The following is a 21,911-nucleotide window of genomic DNA, read 5'->3' on the forward strand; positions in this document are numbered from 1 at the left end:
TGTGGGTGTTGTGTGGTTTTTGGGTGGTGTGGTGGTTTGGGGGGGGGTGGGGGGGGGGGGGGGGGGGGGGGGGGGGGGGCCCCCCCCCGGGGGGGGGGGGGGGGGGGGGGGGGGGGGGGCGGGGGGGGGGGGGGGGGGGGTGGGGGGGGGGGGGGGGGGGGGGGGGGGGGGCGGGGGGGGGGGGGGGGGGGGGGGGGGGGGGCCCCGGGGGGGGGGGGGGGGGGGGGGGGGCCCCCCCCCCACAACGAAGCGCAGGCTCAGCGCTCGCTGCGCAGCATCTCCTTGGGCACGTACTTGCCGATCTCGAACTTGCCGATGGCCGCGCGGTGCACTTCGTCCGGGCCGTCGGCCAGGCGCAGGGTGCGCTGCATCGCGTACATGTAGGCCAGCGGGAAGTCGTTCGACACCCCGGCCCCGCCGTGGATCTGGATCGCCCGGTCGATCACCCGCAGCGCGACGTTCGGCGCCACGACCTTGATCTGCGCGATCTCGCTCTTGGCCACCTTGTTGCCGACGGTGTCCATCATGTACGCCGCCTTCAGCGTCAGCAGGCGAGCCATGTCGATCTCCATGCGCGAGTCGGCGATCTTGTCGACGTTGCCGCCCAGGCGCGCCAGCGGCTTGCCGAACGCGGTGCGGCTCACCGAGCGTTTGCACATCAGTTCCAGCGCGCGTTCGGCCATGCCGATCGAACGCATGCAGTGGTGGATCCGGCCCGGGCCGAGACGGCCCTGGGCGATCTCGAAGCCGCGCCCTTCGCCCAGCAGCACGTTTTCGTAGGGCACCCGCACATTGTCGAACAGCACCTCGGCATGGCCGTGGGGCGCGTCGTCGTAACCGAACACCGGCAGCGGACGGACGATCTTCACGCCAGGGGTGTCCACCGGCACCAGAATCATCGAGTGCTGGGCGTGACGCGGCGCATCCGGGTTGCTCAGGCCCATGAAGATCAGGATCTTGCAGCGCGGGTCGCAGGCGCCGGAGGTCCACCACTTCTTGCCGTTGATCACCCACTCGTCGCCGTCGCGCACGGCCCGGGCGGCCATGTTGGTGGCGTCGGAGGACGCGACGTCCGGTTCGGTCATGGCGAACGCCGAGCGGATCTCGCCGCGCAGCAGCGGTTCGAGCCAGCGCCGTTTCTGCTCTTCGTTGGCGTAGCGCACCAGCACTTCCATGTTGCCGGTGTCCGGCGCCGAGCAGTTGAAGGGCTCGGGGCCCAGCAGCGAACGGCCCATGATCTCCGCCAGCGGCGCGTATTCGAGGTTGGTCAGGCCGGCGCCCAGTTCCGATTCCGGCAGGAACAGGTTCCACAGGCCTTCGGCCCGGGCCTTGGCCTTGAGCTCTTCCATGATCGCCGTCGGCTGCCAGCGGTCGCCTTCGGCCACCTGGCGCTCGAACACGGCTTCGGCGGGGTAAACGTAAGTGTCCATGAACGCGGTCACGCGCTCACGCAGTTCCTGAACCTTGGGCGAATAAGCGAAATCCATGGGCACTACCTTTTGGTGAGAGGTTGTTCAGATCATGCATTCGATGCTAGAACAGCGCTGATAATTTACCTAGCCTATTCTCGGCATGTATAAACATTCATCACCGATATATGATCGGTTGATTTTCCGGGCCATCTACATAACAAGAGAAGCCGCGCAATGAATCTGAGCAAGGTCGACCTCAACCTTTTCATCGTCTTCGACGCGATCTACACCGAAGCGAACCTGACCCGCGCCGGGCAGATCGTCGGCATCACTCAGCCGGCGGTGTCCAACGCCCTGGCCCGCCTGCGCGAGACCTTCAACGACCCGCTCTTCGTGCGCACCGCCCAGGGCATGGTGCCCACGCCCATGGCGCAGAACATCATCGGCCCGGTGCGCAACGCGCTCTCGCTGCTGCGGGTGTCGGTGCAGGAAAGCCGGATCTTCAACCCGGCCCAGGCCGTCAAGACCTACCGCATCAGCATGACCGACCTCACAGAGGCCGTGATCCTGCCGCCGCTGTTCCAGCGCCTGCGGCGCCTGGCGCCGACGGTGGTCATCGAGAGCTTCTTGTCCAAGCGCCGGGAAACCACCAAGGAACTGGCGGCCGGACGCCTGGACTTCGCCGTCGACGCCCCGCTCAACACCGACCCGCAGGTGCGCCACGTCAAGCTGATGGAGGACCGTTACGTGTGCGCCATGCGCAAGGGCCACCCGCTGGCGGGCAAGGAAAAGGTCACCCTCGACGACTACCTGGGGCTGACCCACATCCACATCTCCAGCCGCCGCAACGGGCTGGGCTATGTGGACCTGGCGCTGGGCAAGATGGGCATCCAGCGCAAGATCGCCCTGCGTTCCCAGCATTACCTGATGGCATCCCAGGTTCTGCAGCAGACCGACATGGTCATGACCGTCCCGGAGCGCTTCGCCCGCCGCCATGACCTGCTGACGTTCAACCTGCCGGTCAACGATGTGCCGCCAGTGGAGACCCACCTGTACTGGCACGAAAGCACCGACCAGGATCCGGCCAACCGCTGGATGCGCGAGCAGATGATCGAGCTGTGCCAGCAGGTGACGGCGCAGGAGAAGAAGCTGGACAGCGTGTAGGGCTTTTCTGCGCGTCATCGTTCATCGCCAGCAGGCTGGCTCCCACATGGGCCTGTGTTGCGCACATGGCTGTGGGAGCCAGCCTGCTGGCGATGGGGCCGGGAAAGACACCGCACGAACCGCCCCTTGACGTATACGTCAACCTGCCATTAGCTTAGCGCCAAGTACCCCTTTTCGAGCGCTTCCATGAGCAGCCAGACCTACAGCATCTCCGACCTCGCCCGCGAGCTGGACATCACCACCCGGGCGATCCGCTTCTATGAAGAGCAAGGCCTGCTCAGCCCCGAGCGTCGAGGCCAGGAACGCATCTACTCGCCGCGCGACAAGGTCAGCCTGAAACTGATCCTGCGCGGCAAGCGCATCGGATTCTCCCTGGCCGAATGCCGCGAACTGATCGAGCTTTACGATCCCTCCAGCGGCAACACCAAACAGCTCAACAGCATGCTGGCGAAAATCAGCGAACGCCGCGCGCAGCTCGAGCAGCAACTGCTGGACATCGAACAGATGAAGCTGGAACTCGACACCGCCGAGGAACGCTGCGTGCAGGCGCTGGAGCAGACGCTCAAGAGTCAGCAGGCCGTTCAATAGCCCCATCCTATCCCCTGTAGGAGCCAGCCTGCTGGCGATGGCGGTGCGTCAGGCGACATTGACGTGGCTGAACCACCGCAATCGCCAGCAGGCTGGCGCCTACAAGGACTCTCGTAGACGCCAGACACAACCAACAGGTCAACGCCATGTCCCTCCCCTCCCAAGTACGCCTGATCGAAGTCGGCCCGCGCGATGGCCTGCAGAACGAAGCCCAGCCCATTAGCGTCGCCGATAAGGTGCAACTGGTCGACGCGCTCAGCGCCGCCGGCCTTGGCTATATAGAAGTCGGCAGTTTCGTGTCGCCCAAGTGGGTGCCGCAGATGGCCGGCTCCGCCGAGGTGTTCGCCCAGATCCGGCGCACGCCGGGCGTGACCTACGGCGCGTTGGCGCCGAACCTGCGCGGCTTCGAGGACGCCGTGGCGGCCGGGGTCAAGGAAGTCGCGGTGTTCGCCGCCGCGTCCGAAGCTTTCTCCCAGCGCAACATCAATTGCTCGATCAGCGAAAGCCTGGCGCGGTTCGCACCGGTCATGGAGTCGGCCAAACAGCATGGCGTGACCGTGCGCGGTTACGTGTCCTGCGTGCTGGGCTGCCCCTATGAGGGCGCGGTGGCACCGGAGCAGGTCGCGGCGGTCGCCCGTGAGCTGTACGCGATGGGCTGCTACGAAGTCTCCCTCGGCGACACCATCGGCACCGGCACGGCGGGCGCGACCCGCAGGCTGTTCGAGGTGGTGTCCGCCCAGGTGCCGCGGGAGAAGCTCGCCGGCCACTTCCATGACACCTACGGCCAGGCCATGGCCAACATCTACGCCAGCCTGCTCGAAGGCATCAACGTGTTCGACAGTTCCATCGCCGGCCTCGGCGGCTGCCCCTACGCCAAGGGCGCCAGCGGTAACGTCGCCACCGAAGACGTGGTGTACCTGCTCAACGGCCTGGGCATCGAGACCGGCATCGACCTGGACGCCTTGATTGCCGCGGGCCTGCAGATCAGTGCCGTGCTGGGCCGCCCGACCGGTTCGCGCGTGGCCAAGGCCCGCAGCGCACAGTGAGGGGCCACGGTGTTACCGCTGCGGCCCGGAATGCGGGCACGAGCGAGTAACACGGAAACAAATTGTCTGGCTTTGCCTGAGGGAAAAATCCTTCAAAAAATCTAAATCATTGAATTTAAAGTATTTTTAAAAGTTGGCACGGCAACTGCTATCTCTATGGCATAACAAGAATAAAAAAGTGGCAAACCAATAAAAACAAGACGAAACGACTCTGACATAACAAAAACAACACGGCAGAGACGCAGCTAACAGATTTTTTTGGAGAAGGTGTGCTTTTCAGGGTGCTCTTCGGAGTGACCCGCAACCGGGCAGAGAACAATAAAACTACCTTCAGGTAGCTCCCGTATCGGTTGGATCGCTTGGCGAGAAAGCAGATCAGCGCTCAAAAAAATACGTTTGCTCTTGATCCCGGATGGGGATCGCCAAAAAACGCAGCAAAGGGCCACGGTCACCAAAAACAACAACAGACCGCCCCTCAATAATAAAAAAGAGCACGCGACGACAAAATTAAAGGGGAGCTTCGGCTCCCCTTTGTGCTGTCTGCGATCCTGAAAACACCCCCGACGACCGATCCCCGCGCTCCCACACGGCGATGCGCGAAACAACGCCTGTGGGAGCCAGCCTGCCGGCGATGGCGTCAGCCCTGCCTCTCGCGCAACTCCTCGATGCTGATCTCGCGCATGCGGAACTTCTGGATCTTGCCCGTCACCGTCATCGGGAACTCCTCGACGAACCGGAAGTAACGCGGCGTCTTGAAGTGGGCGATGCGTTCCTTGCACCACGCCTGCAGCTCCTGCTCGGTGGCGCTGTGGCCGGGGTGGAACTTGATCCAGGCGACGATTTCCTCGCCGTAGCGCGAACACGGAATGCCGATGACCTGCACGTCCGCCACCGCCGGATGGGTGAAGAAAAACTCTTCGAGCTCGCGGGGGTAAATGTTCTCGCCGCCGCGGATGATCATGTCCTTGTTGCGCCCGGCGATACACACGTAGCCTTCGTCGTTCATGCTGGCCAGGTCGCCGGTGTGCATCCAGCCGGCGGAATCGATGGCTTCGGCGGTCGCCTGCGGGTTGTTCCAGTAGCCGAGCATCACGCTGTAGCCACGGGTGCACAGTTCGCCGATGGTGCCGCGCGGCACCGGGTTGCCCGCCTCGTCGATGATCTTGCTTTCGAGCTGCGGCTGGGTGCGGCCGACGGTGGTGACGCGCAGCTCCAGTTCGTCCGAGGGCCCGGTCTGCAACGACACCGGACTGGTCTCGGTCATGCCGTAGGCGATCTGCACCTCGCTCATGTGCAGGTCGCTGATCACCCGGCGCATCACTTCGATCGGGCAGGTGGCGCCGGCCATGATCCCGGTGCGCAGGGCCGACAGGTCGAGCTCCGTGCGCTGCGGCTGATCGAGCATGGCGATGAACATGGTCGGCACGCCGTACAGCGCCGTGGCTTTCTCTTCGGCGGCGGTGCTCAGCGTCAGCAGCGGGTCGAACGCATCGTTGGGGTAGATCATCGTGCTGGCGTGGGTGACGCAACCGAGGTTGCCCATGACCATGCCGAAGCAGTGGTACAGCGGCACCGGGATCACCAGCCGGTCGGCGGCGGTCAGGCCCAGGCTTTCGCCGACCATGTAGCCGTTGTTGAGGATGTTGTAGTGACTGAGGGTCGCGCCCTTGGGGAAACCGGTGGTGCCGGAGGTGTACTGGATGTTCACCGGCTGGTCGAAGTGCAGGCTGTCGCCGCGCTCGCGCAGTTGCTGCGCCGTGACCCCGCCGGCCAGGTCCGCCAGTTGCGACCACGGCAGGAACCCCGACGGCGGCTGCGCATCCAGGCTGATCAGCCCGCGCAGGTCCGGCAGGCGTTCGCTGCGCAACTGGCCGATGGACTGTTCGGCCAGCTCCGGCAGCAGGCCTTGCAGCATGCCGTGGTAGTCGGAGCTCTTGAACGCGCCGGCGCACACCAGCCATTGGCAGCCGGATTGCTTGAGCACGTATTCCAGTTCGCTGCTGCGGTAAGCCGGGTTGATGTTGACCAGGATCACACCGATCTTCGCCGTGGCGAACTGGGTGATGCACCACTGCGCGCAGTTCGGCGCCCAGATGCCGAGCCGGTCGCCGGCCTCAAGCCCCAGCGCCAGCAGGGCCCTGGCATGCAGATCCACCTCATCGGCCAGTTGCCGCCAGGTGTAGCGCCGCTGCTGATGGCGCACCACCAGCGCCTCGCCGTCCGGGTGATGCGCGACGGTTTCGTCGAACTTCTGACCGATGGTCATCGCCAGCAAGGCTTTGTCCTGGGAACCGCGGGTGTAGCTGCGCTGCGGGTTTGCACTGGGTTGATCCATGACGACCCCTATTGTCTTTTTTGTAGGAGCGTGGCGCTGGTGGCGAGAGGCTTGCGCAGCAGTCGCTAAACCAGCAGGCCAGCGATGCCAGACGCACCGCACAGCCTGCGATTTTGCGACCGCTTCGCGCTCGGGCGGGAGCAAGCTCCCTCACCACAAAGAGCGACGCCGGTCTTTCAGAACTGGCCCTACTCTCGCTCAAGTTGACGTTAACGTAAAGGGTGATTGACAGCCATTCGTCACAGGCTTACGTTAACGTAAAGGTGAGAGCCGATCCGCCGCCCTCCCCACCCGACAAAAAAGCCAAAAGGTGACCCATGAGCTATCCAACCCTGAACTTTGCCCTCGGTGAAACCATCGACATGCTGCGCGATCAGGTTCAGTCCTTCGTCGCTGACCAGCTCGCCCCGCGCGCCGCCCAGATCGACAGCGACAACCTGTTCCCCGCCGACATGTGGCGCAAGTTCGGCGACATGGGCCTGCTCGGCATCACCGTGCCGGAAGAGTACGGCGGCGCCGGCCTGGGTTACCTGGCGCACGTGGTGGCCATGGAAGAGATCAGCCGCGGCTCGGCGTCGGTGGCGCTGTCCTACGGCGCCCATTCCAACCTCTGCGTCAACCAGATCAACCGCAACGGCAACCACGAACAGAAGAGCAAATACCTGCCCAAACTGATCAGCGGCGAACACGTCGGCGCCCTGGCCATGAGCGAACCGAACGCCGGCTCCGACGTGGTCTCGATGAAACTGCGCGCCGACAAGCGCGGCGACCGCTTCGTCCTCAACGGCAGCAAGACCTGGATCACCAACGGCCCCGACGCCAACACCTATGTGATCTACGCCAAGACCGACCTGGAAAAGGGTCCCCACGGCATCACCGCCTTCATCGTCGAGCGCGACTGGAAAGGCTTCAGCCGCAGCAACAAGTTCGACAAGCTCGGCATGCGCGGCTCCAACACCTGCGAGCTGTTCTTCGATGACGTCGAAGTGCCGGAAGAGAACATCCTCGGCGTGCTCAACGGCGGCGTGAAGGTGCTGATGAGCGGCCTCGACTACGAGCGCGTCGTGCTCTCCGGCGGCCCGACCGGGATCATGCAGGCGTGCATGGACTTGATCGTGCCGTACATCCACGACCGCAAGCAGTTCGGCCAGAGCATCGGCGAGTTCCAGCTGATCCAGGGCAAGGTCGCCGACATGTACACCCAGCTCAACGCCAGCCGCGCCTACCTCTACGCCGTGGCCCAGGCCTGCGAGCGCAACGAGACCACCCGCAAGGACGCCGCCGGGGTGATCCTCTACACCGCCGAACGCGCCACGCAGATGGCACTGGACGCGATCCAGATCCTCGGCGGCAACGGCTACATCAACGAATTCCCGGCGGGCCGCCTGCTGCGTGACGCCAAGCTGTACGAAATCGGCGCCGGCACCAGTGAGATCCGCCGCATGCTGATCGGTCGCGAACTGTTCAACGAAACCCGCTAAACGGAGCTGTCCATGGCAATCCTGCATACCCAGCTCAATCCCCGTTCAGCGGAGTTCGCCGCCAACAGCGCGGCGATGCTCAAGCAGGTGGACGCCCTGCACACCCTGCTGGCCCAAGTGGCCCAGGGCGGCGGCGCGAAAGCCCAGGAACGCCACACCTCGCGCGGCAAGCTGCTGCCGCGCGAGCGGATCAACCGCTTGCTCGATCCGGGCTCGCCCTTCCTTGAGATCAGCCAACTGGCCGCCCACGCGGTGTACGGCGAAGACGTGCCCGCCGCCGGGGTGATCGCCGGGATCGGCCGGGTCGAAGGCGTCGAATGCATGATCGTCGCCAACGACGCCACGGTGAAAGGCGGCTCGTACTACCCGCTGACCGTGAAGAAACACCTGCGCGCCCAGGCCATCGCCCAACAGAACCGTCTGCCGTGCATCTACCTGGTGGACTCCGGCGGCGCCAACCTGCCGCGCCAGGACGAGGTGTTCCCGGACCGCGAACACTTCGGGCGGATCTTCTTCAACCAGGCCAACATGAGCGCCATGGGCATTCCGCAGATCGCCGTGGTCATGGGCTCATGCACCGCCGGCGGCGCCTATGTGCCGGCGATGGCGGACGAAGCGATCATGGTGCGCCAGCAGGCGACCATCTTCCTCGCCGGCCCGCCGCTGGTGAAGGCCGCCACCGGTGAAGTGGTCAGCGCCGAAGAACTGGGCGGGGCCGATGTGCACTGCAAGGTCTCCGGGGTGGCCGACCACTACGCCGAAAGCGACGAACACGCCCTCGCCCTCGCCCGCCGCAGCGTGGCCAACCTCAACTGGCGCAAGCTCGGCGAGGTGCAGCAACGCGCGCCGATCGCCCCGCTCTACGGCAGCGACGAGTTGTACGGCGTGGTGTCCGCCGACGCCAAGCAGCCGTTCGATGTGCGCGAAGTCATTGCGCGCCTGGTCGACGGCTCGGTGTTCGATGAATTCAAGGCCCTGTTCGGCACCACGCTGGTGTGCGGTTTCGCTCACCTGCACGGCTACCCGATCGCGATCCTGGCCAACAACGGCATCCTGTTCGCCGAGGCCGCGCAGAAAGGCGCGCACTTCATCGAACTGGCCTGCCAGCGCGGCATTCCGCTGCTGTTCCTGCAGAACATCACCGGGTTCATGGTCGGCCAGAAGTACGAGGCCGGCGGCATCGCCAAGCACGGCGCCAAACTGGTGACTGCCGTAGCCTGCGCCAAGGTGCCGAAGTTCACCGTGATCATCGGCGGCAGCTTCGGCGCCGGCAACTACGGCATGTGCGGCCGGGCCTACGACCCGCGTTTCCTGTGGATGTGGCCGAACGCGCGGATCGGCGTGATGGGCGCCGAACAGGCCGCCGGCGTGCTGGTGCAGGTCAAGCGCGAGCAGGCCGAACGCAGCGGCCAGGGCTTCAGCGCCGAGCAGGAAGCGGAGATCAAGCAGCCGATCCTCGACCAGTATGAAGAGCAAGGCCACCCCTACTACTCCAGCGCACGGTTGTGGGACGACGGCGTCATCGACCCGGCGCAGACCCGCGACGTGCTGGCCCTGGCCTTGTCCGCGTCGCTGAACGCGCCTATCGAACCGAGCCGCTTCGGCGTGTTCCGGATGTGATCGGGAGAACCTCATGAGCGACTTCAACACCCTCGAACTGCAGAGCGACCCGCGGGGTTTCGCGACCCTGTGGCTCAGCCGCGAAGAGAAGAACAACGCGTTCAACGCCGAAATGATCCGCGAGCTGATCCTGGCACTCGACAAGATCACCAGCGACGCCAGCCTGCGTTTTCTGCTGGTGCGCGGCCGCGGCAAACATTTCAGCGCCGGGGCGGATCTGGCCTGGATGCAGCAATCGGCCGAACTGGATTACCACACCAACCTCGACGACGCCCGGGAACTGGCGGAGCTGATGTACAACCTCGCCAAGCTGAAGATCCCGACGCTGGCCGTCGTGCAAGGCGCGGCGTTCGGCGGCGCGCTGGGCCTGATCAGTTGCTGCGACATGGCCATCGGCGCCGACGACGCGCAGTTCTGCCTGTCCGAAGTGCGCATCGGCCTGGCCCCGGCGGTGATCAGCCCGTTCGTGGTGCAAGCCATCGGCGAGCGTGCGGCGCGGCGCTACGCCCTGACCGCCGAACGCTTCGGCGGCCAGCGGGCCCGGGAGATCGGTCTGCTGTCCGAGAGTTACCCGGCCGGCGAGCTTGAGCAAAAGGTCGGACAGTGGGTCGACAACCTGCTGCTCAACAGCCCCGCCGCCCTGCGCGCCAGCAAGGATCTGCTGCGCGAGGTAGGCAACGGCGCGCTGACGCCGGCCCTGCGCCGCTACACCGAAAACGCCATCGCCCGCATCCGTGTCAGCCCTGAGGGTCAGGAAGGCTTGCGCGCCTTTCTGCAGAAACGTCCACCGAGCTGGCAAGCCGCAACCACCACCAAGGAGCCGCGTTGATGAGCGCACCTGTTCTCACCACCCTGCTGGTGGCCAACCGCGGCGAGATCGCTTGCCGGGTCATGCGCACCGCCAAGGCCCTGGGCCTGACCACCGTCGCCGTGCACAGCGCCACCGACCGCGAAGCCCGGCACAGCCGGGAAGCGGACATCCGCGTCGACCTGGGCGGCAGCAAGGCGGCCGACAGCTACCTGCAGATCGACAAACTGATCGCGGCGGCCAAGGCCAGCGGCGCCCAGGCGATTCATCCCGGCTACGGATTCCTTTCGGAGAACGCCGGGTTCGCCCGCGCCATCGAAGACGCCGGCCTGATTTTCCTCGGCCCGCCCGCCGCCGCCATCGACGCCATGGGCAGCAAGTCCGCCGCCAAGGCCTTGATGGAAACCGCCGGCGTGCCGCTGGTGCCGGGCTATCACGGCGAGGCGCAGGACCTGGACACCTTCCGCGAGGCCTGCGGGCGCATCGGCTATCCGGTGCTGCTCAAGGCCACGGCCGGCGGCGGCGGCAAAGGCATGAAAGTGGTCGAGGACGTCAGCCAGTTGGCCGAAGCCCTGGCCTCGGCCCAGCGTGAGGCGCAATCGTCGTTCGGCGACTCGCGGATGCTAGTGGAGAAGTACCTGCTCAAGCCGCGTCACGTGGAAATCCAGGTGTTCGCCGACCGCCACGGCAACTGCCTGTACCTGAACGAGCGCGACTGCTCGATCCAGCGCCGGCACCAGAAAGTCGTCGAAGAAGCCCCCGCTCCAGGCCTGAGCCCCGAGCTGCGCCGGGCCATGGGTGAAGCGGCGGTGCGTTCGGCGAAGGCCATCGGCTATGTCGGCGCGGGCACGGTGGAGTTCCTGCTGGATGCCCGCGGCGAGTTCTTCTTCATGGAAATGAACACCCGGCTGCAGGTGGAGCACCCGGTCACCGAAGCCATCACCGGGCTGGACCTGGTGGCCTGGCAGATCCGCGTCGCGCGGGGCGAAGCGCTGCCGATCACCCAGGACCAGGTACCGCTGAACGGCCATGCCATTGAAGTGCGGCTGTACGCGGAAGACCCTGCCAACGACTTCCTGCCGGCCACCGGTCGACTGGCGCTGTACCGCGAATCGGCTGAAGGGCCGGGGCGCCGCGTGGACAGCGGCGTCGAGGAAGGCGACGAGATTTCGCCGTTCTACGACCCGATGCTGGGCAAGCTGATCGCCTGGGGCGAAGACCGTGAACAGGCGCGGCTGCGCTTGCTGAGCATGCTCGATGAGTTCGCCATCGGTGGCCTGAAGACCAACATCGGTTTCCTGCGGCGGATCATCGCTCATCCGGCCTTCGCGGCGGCGGAGCTGGATACCGGGTTCATTCCGCGCTACCAGGAACAACTGCTGCCGGCGCCTTGCCCGTTGAGCGACGCGTTCTGGAGCGCGGCGGCGCAGGCATTCGCGCAAAGCCTGCCGGGCGCGGCACGGGCGGATGACCCGGCATCACCGTGGGCCTTGCACAGCGGTCTGCGGGCGGGCTTGCCGCAGGAGATCACTTTGCACTTGAGCTGCGAGGGGCAGGATCGGGCATTGACCCTCGGCGCCGCTGGCGACGCCAGGCTGACCGGTGAACAGCTGTCGATCGAGCGCGACGGCCTGCGCCGTCAGCACCGGGCAATTCGGCGTGGGAATGCGCTGTATCTGCAGTGGGACGGTGAACTGCGGCATATCGAAACCTACGACCCGATCAGCGCCGTCGAGGCCAGTCACAGCCATCACGGCGGCCTGACCGCGCCCATGAACGGCAGCATCGTGCGCGTGCTGGTCGAGGCCGGGCAAACGGTCGAGGCCGGCGCTCAACTGGTGGTGCTGGAGGCGATGAAGATGGAGCACAGCATCCGCGCGCCCCACGCCGGCGTGATCAAGGCGCTGTATTGCCAGGAAGGCGAGATGGTCGGCGAAGGCAGCGCGCTGGTCGAGTTGGAGGAGGCGTGAAATGAGGATCGATCCTACGCCTTGCGAGGATCGATCCGACTAGAACCTGACCGTTGCCTGAACCACGACCCCGATGATTCGGCACTCGTCAGTGAACAGGGCCTTCGGCCAAGTCGGATTGAGCGGCAGCAGGTAACGCTGGCCGCCCTCTTCGATCAGTTTGCGGAAGATCGCTTCGTCGCTGTCCGACCACTGGGCGATCACCAATTTACCGGGCACCGCCTCCAGGGCAGGGTCCACCAGGATCAGCATGCCTTCGGCAATGCTCGGCCCGCTGGGCGCCGTCATCGAGTCCCCTGACACCTTCAGCCAGAACGCAGCGCCGCAAGCGTGGTAGTCCGTCAGCTCGAAGCGGCGTTCGTCCTGGACGCCGGCATACGCGGGCCCCGCTTCGCGCACCTGCATCGGCTCCTGCCAGTCATTGACGGGATAGCGGAAGTAAGGGTTGTACTTTTGCGCCAGCGGCATTTCACCGTCGGCGTCCGGTTGCGGTTCGCGGATCACCAGCGCCACTTCGAGAAACTCCATTCCCAGCGCCTTGAGCACCCTGTTCATCTCGTTGACGCCCGGCTCCCGACGCTTGTTCAGCCAATGGCCGATACCGCCCTGGGACATGCCGACGCGCTCTCCGAGTTCGACTTGAGTGACCTTGAGCTCACTCATTTTGGCCTTGACCAATTCAATCCATTTATCCATGTGCGGCACCATACGTGGACGCCTTCGGCCGGCAAAACACATATTGTAGTATTTAAATTCTGGTCACAAATACGCGAGGTATTATGCTGGATCCACGGATTCGAAACGAACAGGGAGTGACCTCGCACCATGAACATCACCAGCAAAGACCTGCCCGATCTGCAGATCGACACCACGCTCACTTCACCTCAAGGGTGTGCCGCTGCGCAACGCGCATTGGACTACTACTTGAAACCGACTGTGTCGGAGCCGGACACCGAGGATCGTTTTTTCGGCGTCAACCGCAACCTCAGCACTGAGGAATCCCTGGTGCACGCGTCCGACCTCTTGCGCTGTGCGGCCGCCACGGCGATCAAGGCCACGGAAGGATTGCAGGGCATGAGCCGGGATCTGGCGTTTTCGGTGGTTCACATGGTGGACATGGCGCGGGCGATGGTCGATCACTCGCTCGATGGCGAAGGTCGCTGAGGAACGGCGTCCGGACGGACAGGAAAGAAATTTCCGATCGCGCAGATAAAATCATTTGACTTGCAAATGATAATGATTATTATTGGACGCAGCTGGTCGCGAGATCAGTCGATGGGCCAGAGACCTTAGGTCGGTCTTCTGGACTATCTCCTCATCAGGCTAATCACGGTTTTTGACCCGGCTTTTTGCCGGGTCTTTTTTTTGCCAGTTTTCTGGCTTGTGGCTTCAGGCTAATGAAGTCTTTGGGTGCTGCTAATTCGATGGCGCGGATAATATCAAAAGAACATCGATTAGCAAGCCGAACCCGGCTCCACCGGGCTTAAACAAAGACATTTAGCACTTGAGAATCAATCGCACAGCCACTAAGCTGCCTGCGCGTCATGGAGGACGCCCCCACCCGCAGACCCCGCAATTTCCCTCGGTCTCACCCCAGTCTTACGTGTAAAGTAGCCGCCATAAGAATCATATTCAGGAACCGATTATGACCGTGGCCAAATCCTCGTTCGACATCAGCGCCAACTTCGACAGCGGCAACATCCAGGTTATCGACATCAGCAACCCGCTCAATCCGGTTCTGGCGATCCGTCCGGACACCCGCAGCGCCCATTTCCAGTGGTTCCATTTCAAGGCCAGCGGCCTGCACGTCCACCAGGAGCACTGGTTCCGCCTGGTCAACGCCAGCCAATCCTCCTACAACAAGGCCTGGACCGGCTATCAGGCGGTCGCTTCCTACGACCACGTCAACTGGTTCCGCATTCCCACCCAATTCGAAGGCGACAGCTTGCGCTTCTGCCTCGAAGCCGAGCAGACCCACGCCTGGTTCGCCTACTTCGAACCCTACAGCCGCGGTCGTCACGACTGGCTGATCGACCAGGCCCTGACCAAGGCCGGTACCGAACTGCTGGCCACCGGCAAGAGCGTCGAAGGCCGCGACATCCAGTTGCTGCGCAAGGGAAACGGCGGCGAAGGCCGGCGCAAGATCTGGATCATCGCCCAGCAGCACCCCGGCGAGCACATGGCCGAATGGTTCATGGAAGGCGTGATCGAGCGTCTGGAGCGCCATGACGATCCGGTATTGAACGAACTGCTGGCCAAGGCCGATCTGTACCTGGTGCCGAACATGAACCCCGACGGGGCGTTCCATGGTCACCTGCGCACCAACGCCATGGGCCAGGACCTGAACCGCGCCTGGCAGAACGCCAGTCAGGAAATCAGCCCGGAAGTCCTGTTCGTGCAGCACCAGATGGAAAAGCATGGCGTCGACCTGTTCCTCGACATCCACGGCGACGAGGAAATCCCGCACGTGTTCACCGCCGGCTGCGAAGGCAACCCCGGCTTCACGCCGCGCCTGGAAAAGCTGGAGGAGGACTTCCGCAGTCACCTCAAGCGCACCACCAAAGACTTCCAGACCAAGTACGGCTACACCCGCGACGAACCGGGCCAGGCCAACATGACCCTGGCGTGCAACAGCGTAGGCCAGCGTTTCGACTGCCTGGCGCAGACCCTGGAAATGCCGTTCAAGGATCACGACGACAACCCGAACGCCCTCACCGGCTGGTCGGGCAAGCGCTCCAAGCAACTGGGCAAGGACGTGCTGACCGCCATCGCCGGGATCGTCGACGGCCTGCGCTGAGCCCCCTCCCCTTGCGCCAAAAAAAAGATCGCAGCCTGTCTGCGATCTTTTGCTTTCTGCCGCTTGCGCTCAACCGCGCCCGCGTCCACGCAGCATGCTGTCGAGCACGCCGTCGCGGCGCACCCAGCCGTGAAAGAGCGCGGCCGCCAGATGCACCAGCACCGTCAGGAACAACAGGTAAGCCAGATAGCCGTGGGCCTTGCGCAACAGCGCGAACACCTGCGCATCGGCCGGCAGGATCGAAGGCAGTTGCAGCGAGCGGCCCAGCATCACCGGATCGCCCGCGGCGCTGATCATCGCCCAGCCCAACAGCGGCAACACCAGCATCAGTCCGTACAGCAGGACATGGGACGCCTTGGCCGCCATCACCTGCCAGCCCGGCAGGTCTTCCGGCAACGGTGGCTGGCGGGTCGAGAACCGCACCAAGAGCCGCACCACCGCCAACGCCAGAATCGCGATGCCCAACGGCTTGTGCAGATGGATCAGCCACTCATGCCGCTGCGACACCGAAGCGACCATGCCCGCGCCGATGAACAGCATTGCGATGATCATCAGCGCCATCAGCCAGTGCAGCAGCCGCGCCAGAAACGCGAAATGGGTCGGTTGCTTGCTCATGGACGAGCCTCCTGTCGGGTGGCGGGCAATTGGCTGACTTCGCTGGTGCGGCGCAGGTAGGAATCGGCGTAGCCGGCCGAGCGGGCGGCCAGCAGCGGATCGTCGGAACCTTCGATGCCGGCGGGCAGCACCAACGGGTCGTAGTTGATGTCACGGCATTCGCCGCTCAGTTGCGGCTGCGTCTTCTCCAGCACCAGCGTGCCGGCGTTCAACACCTTGCGGCCGGCGGGCCAGGCCTTGCTCGCGTCGTTCACCGGGTCGGCCGGGTCGGCCAGCGTGATGTTCAATTGAAAGCGCAACGGCCCGGCGGCCAGGCGCTGCACCAGATCCTTCTCCAGAAAGTCCGCCCCCTCCGGAGCGGAGGCGCCGGCGGCGTCCTGGGCCTGCGGCGCCATGCTCCAGCGCACCGCCTGTTTCTTCCCGCCGGCATCGACCAGGTAGAACGCGTTGACGCTGTTGTAGGTTTCCGTGGCATAGCTGGCCGACGGCTTGGCCGTCTTCACCCAGGTCAGGAACGGCACCGTTTCCGGGTGGGCGGCAAAGAATGCCGGCACTTTCGAAGGGTCAGGCTTGCCGGTCGCCGGATCCGGCGACTGCGCCTGCAGCAACTGGTAGAACGCCTCGGGCGTGCCCACCGGGAACACCGGCATGCTGTTCATCCCGGTGCGCCATTGCTGACCGTTGGCCTGCTTGAAACGCAGGGCCAGGCTGCGGATCGGCACACTGCCGTCCGGCGCATAGGGGCTGCCCGCCGGCAGCGCGAAACGTCCGACCACAGGCGTGACCGGTTCGTTGAACACCTGCGCGGCGGAGAACGCCCGCGCTTCGCCGCTGCTTTCGAAATGTCCGATCACGCATACGCCCTTGGCGTGGTTGCGACGAAAGCCAGGATGGGTGCCGTTGTTCTTCTCCAGCACATCGACCAACGCCTTGGGCGTCAGGCGCTGCGGGTCGAAGCTGCCGTGCACGTAGGCAAACGCCCCGGCCACGGCGGCGACCACCACGGCGATGCCGGTCAAGCGCACCAGCAGGCTTGCGGCCCCCAACGGCGCACGTTGCGGCACGCCGGGTGGTGAAATGTCGGGTGAGCGGTCCGGCGAGTTGCGATCAACCATGAAAGGCTCCAGGGCCAGCGGCCACGAGTAGGAAGAATCAGCAAGACGCACCCCGTCGGGATTTATTCCACGACCCGGTTTTTATTTTTCCGGGCGTGGAATAACCTCCAGTCCCGGGCGTCTCCCTAGTCCACAGCGTAGCGACTAGCCAAACTTCATGAGTGACATCGACGAACAACTGCGAGAAATCATTCCCCGATTGCGACGTTTCGCCCTGTCGTTGACGCACAACGCCAGCAGCGCCGACGACCTGGTGCAGGCCAGCCTGGAGCGGGCCCTGTCGGGCTGGCGGGACAAGCGCCCGGACGGCGACCTGCGCGCCTGGCTGTTCGCGATCCTCTACCGTCAGTTTCTCGATGCCCACCGGCGTTCGCGGCGCTATGCCCGCATGCTCGAATTCTTCACCGGCCGCGACGACGCCGAACCTTCGGTGGAGCGCACGGTGATCGCCCGCTCCACCCTGCAGGCCTTCGACCGCCTGCCCGCCGAGCAGCGCGCCCTGCTGCTGATGGTGTCGGTGGAGGGCTTGAGCTACAAGGAGGCCGCCGAAGTCCTCGACGTCCCCATCGGCACCGTGATGTCACGCCTGTCCCGCGCCCGCCAGGCCTTGCGCCAGCTCAGCGACGGCGAAATCAGCAGCCCTTCCCTGCGGATACTCAAATGATCAGTCTGCCCCCCAGCGAGCGTGACCTTCACGCTTATGTCGACCGCCAGCTCAGCGACGCCGACCGGCAACAGATGGAAACCTGGCTCGCCAGCCATCCGGACGAAGCCGCACAAGTCCGCGCCTGGCAAACGGATGCCCAGCACCTGCGGGCGGCCCTGAGCGGCGCGCTGCGGCAACCGGCCAATGCGCAGCTCGATCCGTTGGCCGTCCGCCAGCGGCTCAAGCGCAACGCCCAGCGCCGCTGGGCCAGTGCCGCCGTCTTAATGCTCGCCGTGGGTGTAGGCGGCTTCGGCGGCTGGCAGGCCCGGCAAATGACCCTCGCCTACGTGCCCGCCCCCATGACCGACGCCTTGCAGGCCTATCGCCTGATCGCCCAGCAAGGCCTGCTGCCGGCGGACTACACCGTGGCCGGCGACGGCGGCATGCAGCAATGGCTCGACCGCTACTTCACCCGGGCCAATCGCCTGCCTGATCTGTCGGCGGCCGGTTTCCGGCCGGTCAGCGGCCGCTTGCTCAGTACCGACGAAGGCCCGGCGGCGATGGTGATGTACGAGGACGGCAGCGGTCACAAGGTGAGCTTCTACCTGCGTCCGCCAGGCCCGAAAAACACCTTCCTGCCCCGCGGCAGCCGCGACGACGGAGACCTGCGGGCCGACTACTGGTCCGGCGGCGGCTACAACTACGCGATGGTCAGCCCGACCGACACCCCGGCGGCACCGTTGCTCAAGCAGTCGCTGCCCTTCTGAGCCGAGCCCGGCGGCGTCTTGACCGGCGCCATCGCCAGCAGGCTGGCTCCCACAGGGATCGGTGGTGTCTGAGGAAATGGCAGATCACCGCAAATCCTGTGGGAGCCAGCCTGCTGGCGATCAGGCCGACACCGCAGCACCTGCCCCATCGCCGGCCAGCCCCCACAGAATCCCCCGCCTCAGAACCCCACATCCAGCACCACGTTGTCCAGATAGGTCCCGGCCGGCGGCGTGGTCTGGTCGGTGTAGATCTTCGCGTTGTAGTTGAAGACCTGGCTGCCGGTGCCCAGCCCGTTGCCGGGGTTGACCTCGGCATCGCTGCTGGCCCGGCGGGCGGCGCCGACGCTGCCCCAGCGGGTGGTGCCGGCGCTCTTGAAAATGTCGTAGGCCAGGTAGTTGCCGCTGGAGACCATCCGCCGCCGTCCGCCGACGCTGACCGGGTTCTGCCCGTCGCTCAGGCCCACGGTGTAGGCGCTGCCCTTGGTGCAGGCCAGGTTGATGGTCTGCCCGGTCACCGCGGCGAAGGCGCTGACCACCGGCGCGCTGCCGAAGGCGATGTTCGGCGCGGTGATGGTGCAGTCGTTGGCCACGGTGAGGTTCACCGTCAGCGTCGTGGTGCCGCTGGCGATGTCGCGCCCCAGGCAGAGGCCGCCGATGCCGATGCCGGAGCAGTAGTTCCAGTTCCAGAAGATGCTCAGGGTTTCGCTGTATGTCCCCGCCGCGACATTGCTGCCGATCGTGGTGCCGAAATACAACGGCACGGTCTTGGGTGTCGTCCCGTTGAGCAGGCCGAGGGCGTCGATGATGCCGTTGCGGGCGAAATCGTAGGCGGTTCCGCGGGTCAGCGGGTAACTGGTGCTGTTGTTGGCGTAGATCGTGTAGCCGATGACATCGCCGGTGGGCCCGAGCAGGCCGCTCTGGGTCGAGGTGACCGTGGCCCAGAAGTGGTCGTTGCTGGCCAGCAGCGACAGCAGGGATCCGGTGCAGCTCAGACCACCGTTCAACGTGGAGCCCGGCTGCGAGGTGGTGCGCACCGCGATCGAACTGACCGTGCCGAACGCCACCGGCGTGGTGCTGACCACCGAACACAGGGCATGGGCCATGCCCGGCAGCATCAGCGCCAGCCACAGGCCGATCCGCGCGCCGCTCATTGGCACACCAGCGGGCCGATCAACGGCACCTGTTCCTGATTCATGTCCACGCTGAACCGCACACGGCAGGCCTTGCCGTCCGCCAGCGTCACTTGCAGCGAGTTCTCTGCCGCCAGATTCTCCAGGTACACCAGCCCGTCCCAACCGACCACCGTACGGGCGCCGCTCTGCTCATGCAGCACACCGCTGCCCAGCGGCAGTTCGCGCTGCTGCGCGTCCACCAGCACGACGCTCGCGGCGACCACCCGGTCAAGCGCAAACTCCAGCAGATAACCGCTGCCCCGGCGCACGGCGATGCGTTGCTCGACGTTCGGGCTGCGCACGTTGGCCGGCAGGTTCAGCGGGTCGATTTCGTACTTGCCGCGGTAATAGGCGCTGCTCCAGGGCACCAGCAAGTGACCGTTGCGGTCGGTGCGGCCGACCTGCTGGTTTTCGTAGCGCACCGGAATGTCGGCGAAGCCGTCGGTGCTGACCACCACGAACGCATCGTCGATGCGGTTGGCGGCGAACACTTGATGGTCCATCCACACCAGCGAACCGCTGGCATCGGCCCAACGGGTTTCGACCTCGGACGTGCCGTACACGCCGGCCTGCAGCTGCACCGACTGCAGGCGCCAGGTCAGGTCCGCCTGCCGGTAGTCGGCGCCGTCGCCCTTGGCGTAGCCGAGGTTGAAGCCCACGCCGCCTTCGATCGGCACGGCACGGCTGTAGTTGACCCGCTGCTGCGACTGCCCGGTCTTGCTGCGCTCGCTGCTCACCGCCAGGCTGCCGTACAGATCGAACGGGATCACCAGTTGCGCCTGCACCGCCCAATTGCTGTCGCCGATCTCGCGGTTGGCCGACAGATAGAAACTGCTGTTGCGCCACAACGGCTTGCTCCAGGTCAGGTTGAGCAACCGGGTGCGTGTGTCGTCCGCCGCGCGGATGTCGAAGTACCCGGCGCCGAGGCTGCCCCAACGCTCCAGGTTGACGCTCAGGGTCGCCTGTTCGCTGCGCCGGCTCAGGCTGGTGTAGGGGCTGTCGACCACCGTCAGGTCGGCGTAGCGGTCGCGCCGTTGCAGCCGTTGCCAGGAAAAGCTGTAGCGTTGGCCGCTGTACTGGTAACCCAGACTGAATTGCTGGCCCGTGTCGCCGTCGAAACGGCTTTGGCTGACCGCCGTGTTGAGCACCCCGAAGTTCCCCAGCCGCAAGTTACCGCCGAGGCCGCCCAGCGCCAGCTCTTCGGCGGCCTCGGCATGGCTCTCCAACGTGAACAGGTCGCTGACGCCATAGCGCAGGCTGCCCGAGGTCACGCCCGGCCCGTAGCTGAAGTCCTTCAGGCCGTAATCGCGGCGCAGGGTGCCGGCGGACACCGAAAAATCGCTCAGGCCCTTTTGCAGCAGGCTGCTGGTCACATAGAACGGCACGGTGGTCGACACCTGGCGGCCCAGCGCATCGGTGGTCACCACCACAGCCTCGCCCGCGCCGTTGATGAACGGGACGTTGGTCAGGGTGTACGGCCCCGGCTGCAGCTCGGCGCTGCTGGACTTGAAGCCGTTGATGAACAGGTCCACCGACGACGGCACCGCCGCTTCGCCGGCGAACTGCGGCAGCGGGTAGGTCACAAGATCCGGGCGCACGGCGAAATCACGGGAGAACTGAACGCCGCCAAGCCGCACGGAACTGCTCCAGGGCAAGGCGCCGCTGACCACGTCGCCGGCCTCGTAGGTCAGCATCCGGTCGTCGTCGGAATAGCGCCAGGTGGTGTCGTAGCGCAGGTAGCCGTTGTCCAGCGTGCTGACCGCATCGCCCGACAGCGTGCGCCGGTACTGCCCCGTGTTGGACAGCGTGCCCCAGCTGTCGAACACCCGCACCTCGTTCCACGCCGCCAGGTAGGTGCCGGCGTCATCGGTATCGTTGAGGTACAGGTCGTAGTTGAACAGCGCACCGAAACTGCTCAGCGCCGGGGTGCGCGGATACACCTGGCGGTTGCCGATGAACTGCTCCGGCAGCCAGTCCGGCGGCACGTCGAGCGACAGCCGCTGGCTGGCGCTGTCGTAATCGCTGTGCAGCCCCGGCAAGCCGTCGAGGTCGACTTCGGCCCCCAGGCCTTCCGGCAGCCTCATGCCGGTCTCGCGCAACGTCGCGGCCGGCACGTACAAACGCCCGCCACGCTGCTCGACCCCCACCACCCGACCGGTGTTCATCCGGTTGACCACCAGATCCAGAAACAGCTGTGCATCACTCACGGCCTCCATGCCGCTGGGCGGCGGCGGCAGTTCGCCGGCCCCGGCCGGATCGATGAACACCAGGCAGCAGGCGCCGGTCATGAGCCACAACGGACGCCGGATACGGCGAGCCCATCCCGGACTCATTCGCGCTTCACGTCCATCAATGGACTGGTTCCTCCTGATGCC

General features: G+C 65.2%; 18 protein-coding genes. 11 read left to right on the plus strand and 7 right to left on the minus strand.

Annotated elements, in window-relative coordinates:
• Nucleotides 1–257: 257 nt before the first annotated feature.
• On the minus strand, nt 258–1,487 hold the full coding sequence (locus tag ACIP0B_RS17290; protein WP_400834101.1) for an acyl-CoA dehydrogenase: 1,230 nt from the start codon (nt 1,485–1,487) through the stop codon (nt 258–260).
• A 159-nt stretch (nt 1,488–1,646) separates the two neighbouring features.
• On the opposite strand from ACIP0B_RS17290, the gene ACIP0B_RS17295 reads away from it, so the two are divergent.
• The 3 genes from ACIP0B_RS17295 to ACIP0B_RS17305 all read left to right on the plus strand — a co-directional run bounded on the left by ACIP0B_RS17295 (nt 1,647) and on the right by ACIP0B_RS17305 (nt 4,210).
• Complete coding sequence (locus ACIP0B_RS17295; protein ID WP_085579719.1) at nt 1,647–2,576, plus strand: LysR family transcriptional regulator; 930 nt, start codon at nt 1,647–1,649, stop codon at nt 2,574–2,576.
• 186 nt (nt 2,577–2,762) lie between these two features.
• Nucleotides 2,763–3,164 carry a MerR family DNA-binding transcriptional regulator gene (locus ACIP0B_RS17300; protein WP_085579717.1) on the plus strand — a complete coding sequence of 134 codons (402 nt, stop codon included), beginning with the start codon at nt 2,763–2,765 and terminating at the stop codon, nt 3,162–3,164.
• Between the two features lie 146 nt (nt 3,165–3,310).
• Nucleotides 3,311–4,210 carry a hydroxymethylglutaryl-CoA lyase gene (locus tag ACIP0B_RS17305; protein ID WP_400834106.1) on the plus strand — a complete coding sequence of 300 codons (900 nt, stop codon included), beginning with the start codon at nt 3,311–3,313 and terminating at the stop codon, nt 4,208–4,210.
• 637 nt (nt 4,211–4,847) lie between these two features.
• Here the strand turns inward: ACIP0B_RS17305 and ACIP0B_RS17310 are convergent.
• Complete coding sequence (locus tag ACIP0B_RS17310) at nt 4,848–6,545, minus strand: AMP-binding protein (protein WP_400834109.1); 1,698 nt, start codon at nt 6,543–6,545, stop codon at nt 4,848–4,850.
• A 317-nt stretch (nt 6,546–6,862) separates the two neighbouring features.
• Between ACIP0B_RS17310 and ACIP0B_RS17315 the strand changes: the two genes are divergently transcribed.
• Genes ACIP0B_RS17315 through ACIP0B_RS17330 form a run of 4 tightly spaced genes read left to right on the plus strand, consistent with a single transcriptional unit; the run spans nt 6,863 to nt 12,424 of the window.
• Nucleotides 6,863–8,026, plus strand: a complete 1,164-nt coding sequence (locus tag ACIP0B_RS17315; protein WP_400834112.1) for an isovaleryl-CoA dehydrogenase — start codon at nt 6,863–6,865, stop codon at nt 8,024–8,026.
• A 12-nt stretch (nt 8,027–8,038) separates the two neighbouring features.
• Nucleotides 8,039–9,646 (plus strand): carboxyl transferase domain-containing protein, encoded by a 1,608-nt coding sequence (locus tag ACIP0B_RS17320; protein WP_400834115.1) that lies wholly within the window; start codon nt 8,039–8,041, stop codon nt 9,644–9,646.
• Between the two features lie 13 nt (nt 9,647–9,659).
• Nucleotides 9,660–10,475: a gamma-carboxygeranoyl-CoA hydratase gene (locus ACIP0B_RS17325; RefSeq protein ID WP_400834118.1), complete on the plus strand. Its 816-nt coding sequence runs from the start codon at nt 9,660–9,662 to the stop codon at nt 10,473–10,475.
• The gene (locus ACIP0B_RS17330) at nt 10,475–12,424 is read left to right on the plus strand and encodes an acetyl/propionyl/methylcrotonyl-CoA carboxylase subunit alpha (protein WP_400834121.1); all 1,950 of its coding nucleotides are present in this window, start codon (nt 10,475–10,477) and stop codon (nt 12,422–12,424) included. The genes ACIP0B_RS17325 and ACIP0B_RS17330 overlap by 1 nt, the downstream gene beginning before the upstream one ends.
• 39 nt (nt 12,425–12,463) lie before the next feature.
• On the opposite strand, the gene ACIP0B_RS17335 is transcribed toward ACIP0B_RS17330, so the two are convergent.
• Entirely contained in the window at nt 12,464–13,120 is a 657-nt protein-coding gene (locus ACIP0B_RS17335) for a LexA family protein (RefSeq protein WP_400834123.1), read from the minus strand.
• 129 nt (nt 13,121–13,249) lie between these two features.
• Here ACIP0B_RS17335 and ACIP0B_RS17340 point away from each other — a divergent pair, with 129 nt between their 5' ends.
• Entirely contained in the window at nt 13,250–13,588 is a 339-nt protein-coding gene (locus ACIP0B_RS17340; protein ID WP_400834126.1) for a DUF6124 family protein, read from the plus strand.
• A 481-nt stretch (nt 13,589–14,069) separates the two neighbouring features.
• Nucleotides 14,070–15,221 (plus strand): M14-type cytosolic carboxypeptidase, encoded by a 1,152-nt coding sequence (locus ACIP0B_RS17345; RefSeq protein ID WP_400834129.1) that lies wholly within the window; start codon nt 14,070–14,072, stop codon nt 15,219–15,221.
• Between the two features lie 69 nt (nt 15,222–15,290).
• Here ACIP0B_RS17345 and ACIP0B_RS17350 read toward each other — a convergent pair whose 3' ends face one another.
• Both ACIP0B_RS17350 and ACIP0B_RS17355 read right to left on the minus strand, forming a co-directional pair.
• Nucleotides 15,291–15,836 (minus strand): cytochrome b, encoded by a 546-nt coding sequence (locus tag ACIP0B_RS17350; protein ID WP_400834132.1) that lies wholly within the window; start codon nt 15,834–15,836, stop codon nt 15,291–15,293.
• Nucleotides 15,833–16,951, minus strand: coding sequence for a catalase family peroxidase (locus ACIP0B_RS17355; RefSeq protein ID WP_400834135.1), 1,119 nt, complete (start codon nt 16,949–16,951; stop codon nt 15,833–15,835). The genes ACIP0B_RS17350 and ACIP0B_RS17355 overlap by 4 nt, the downstream gene beginning before the upstream one ends.
• 157 nt (nt 16,952–17,108) lie before the next feature.
• Here ACIP0B_RS17355 and ACIP0B_RS17360 point away from each other — a divergent pair, with 157 nt between their 5' ends.
• Together ACIP0B_RS17360 and ACIP0B_RS17365 are read left to right on the plus strand one after the other, a co-directional pair.
• Entirely contained in the window at nt 17,109–17,615 is a 507-nt protein-coding gene (locus ACIP0B_RS17360) for an RNA polymerase sigma factor (protein ID WP_400834138.1), read from the plus strand.
• A complete protein-coding gene (locus ACIP0B_RS17365) occupies nt 17,612–18,364 on the plus strand; it encodes an anti-sigma factor family protein (protein ID WP_400834141.1) in 753 nt (250 codons plus the stop codon). Before ACIP0B_RS17360 ends, ACIP0B_RS17365 begins: the two co-directional genes overlap by 4 nt.
• A 179-nt stretch (nt 18,365–18,543) precedes the next feature.
• Here ACIP0B_RS17365 and ACIP0B_RS17370 read toward each other — a convergent pair whose 3' ends face one another.
• Together ACIP0B_RS17370 and ACIP0B_RS17375 are read right to left on the minus strand one after the other, a co-directional pair.
• A complete protein-coding gene (locus ACIP0B_RS17370; RefSeq protein ID WP_400834143.1) occupies nt 18,544–19,515 on the minus strand; it encodes a spore coat protein U domain-containing protein in 972 nt (323 codons plus the stop codon).
• On the minus strand, nt 19,512–21,869 hold the full coding sequence (locus ACIP0B_RS17375) for a fimbria/pilus outer membrane usher protein (protein ID WP_400834146.1): 2,358 nt from the start codon (nt 21,867–21,869) through the stop codon (nt 19,512–19,514). Before ACIP0B_RS17375 ends, ACIP0B_RS17370 begins: the two co-directional genes overlap by 4 nt.
• Nucleotides 21,870–21,911 lie beyond the last annotated feature (42 nt).

The sequence above is a fragment of the Pseudomonas sp. NPDC089534 genome (genome assembly GCF_044749305.1).
Lineage (GTDB): Bacteria > Pseudomonadota > Gammaproteobacteria > Pseudomonadales > Pseudomonadaceae > Aquipseudomonas > Aquipseudomonas ekonensis.

Coding starts and splice junctions, on each gene's coding strand:
- ACIP0B_RS17290 (WP_400834101.1), bottom strand. CDS start 1,487: ATGGATTTCGCTTATTCGCCCAAGGTTCAGGAACTGCGTGAGCGCGTG.
- ACIP0B_RS17295 (WP_085579719.1), top strand. CDS start 1,647: ATGAATCTGAGCAAGGTCGACCTCAACCTTTTCATCGTCTTCGACGCG.
- ACIP0B_RS17300 (WP_085579717.1), top strand. CDS start 2,763: ATGAGCAGCCAGACCTACAGCATCTCCGACCTCGCCCGCGAGCTGGAC.
- ACIP0B_RS17305 (WP_400834106.1), top strand. CDS start 3,311: ATGTCCCTCCCCTCCCAAGTACGCCTGATCGAAGTCGGCCCGCGCGAT.
- ACIP0B_RS17310 (WP_400834109.1), bottom strand. CDS start 6,545: ATGGATCAACCCAGTGCAAACCCGCAGCGCAGCTACACCCGCGGTTCC.
- ACIP0B_RS17315 (WP_400834112.1), top strand. CDS start 6,863: ATGAGCTATCCAACCCTGAACTTTGCCCTCGGTGAAACCATCGACATG.
- ACIP0B_RS17320 (WP_400834115.1), top strand. CDS start 8,039: ATGGCAATCCTGCATACCCAGCTCAATCCCCGTTCAGCGGAGTTCGCC.
- ACIP0B_RS17325 (WP_400834118.1), top strand. CDS start 9,660: ATGAGCGACTTCAACACCCTCGAACTGCAGAGCGACCCGCGGGGTTTC.
- ACIP0B_RS17330 (WP_400834121.1), top strand. CDS start 10,475: ATGAGCGCACCTGTTCTCACCACCCTGCTGGTGGCCAACCGCGGCGAG.
- ACIP0B_RS17335 (WP_400834123.1), bottom strand. CDS start 13,120: ATGGATAAATGGATTGAATTGGTCAAGGCCAAAATGAGTGAGCTCAAG.
- ACIP0B_RS17340 (WP_400834126.1), top strand. CDS start 13,250: ATGAACATCACCAGCAAAGACCTGCCCGATCTGCAGATCGACACCACG.
- ACIP0B_RS17345 (WP_400834129.1), top strand. CDS start 14,070: ATGACCGTGGCCAAATCCTCGTTCGACATCAGCGCCAACTTCGACAGC.
- ACIP0B_RS17350 (WP_400834132.1), bottom strand. CDS start 15,836: ATGAGCAAGCAACCGACCCATTTCGCGTTTCTGGCGCGGCTGCTGCAC.
- ACIP0B_RS17355 (WP_400834135.1), bottom strand. CDS start 16,951: ATGGTTGATCGCAACTCGCCGGACCGCTCACCCGACATTTCACCACCC.
- ACIP0B_RS17360 (WP_400834138.1), top strand. CDS start 17,109: ATGAGTGACATCGACGAACAACTGCGAGAAATCATTCCCCGATTGCGA.
- ACIP0B_RS17365 (WP_400834141.1), top strand. CDS start 17,612: ATGATCAGTCTGCCCCCCAGCGAGCGTGACCTTCACGCTTATGTCGAC.
- ACIP0B_RS17370 (WP_400834143.1), bottom strand. CDS start 19,515: ATGAGCGGCGCGCGGATCGGCCTGTGGCTGGCGCTGATGCTGCCGGGC.
- ACIP0B_RS17375 (WP_400834146.1), bottom strand. CDS start 21,869: ATGAGTCCGGGATGGGCTCGCCGTATCCGGCGTCCGTTGTGGCTCATG.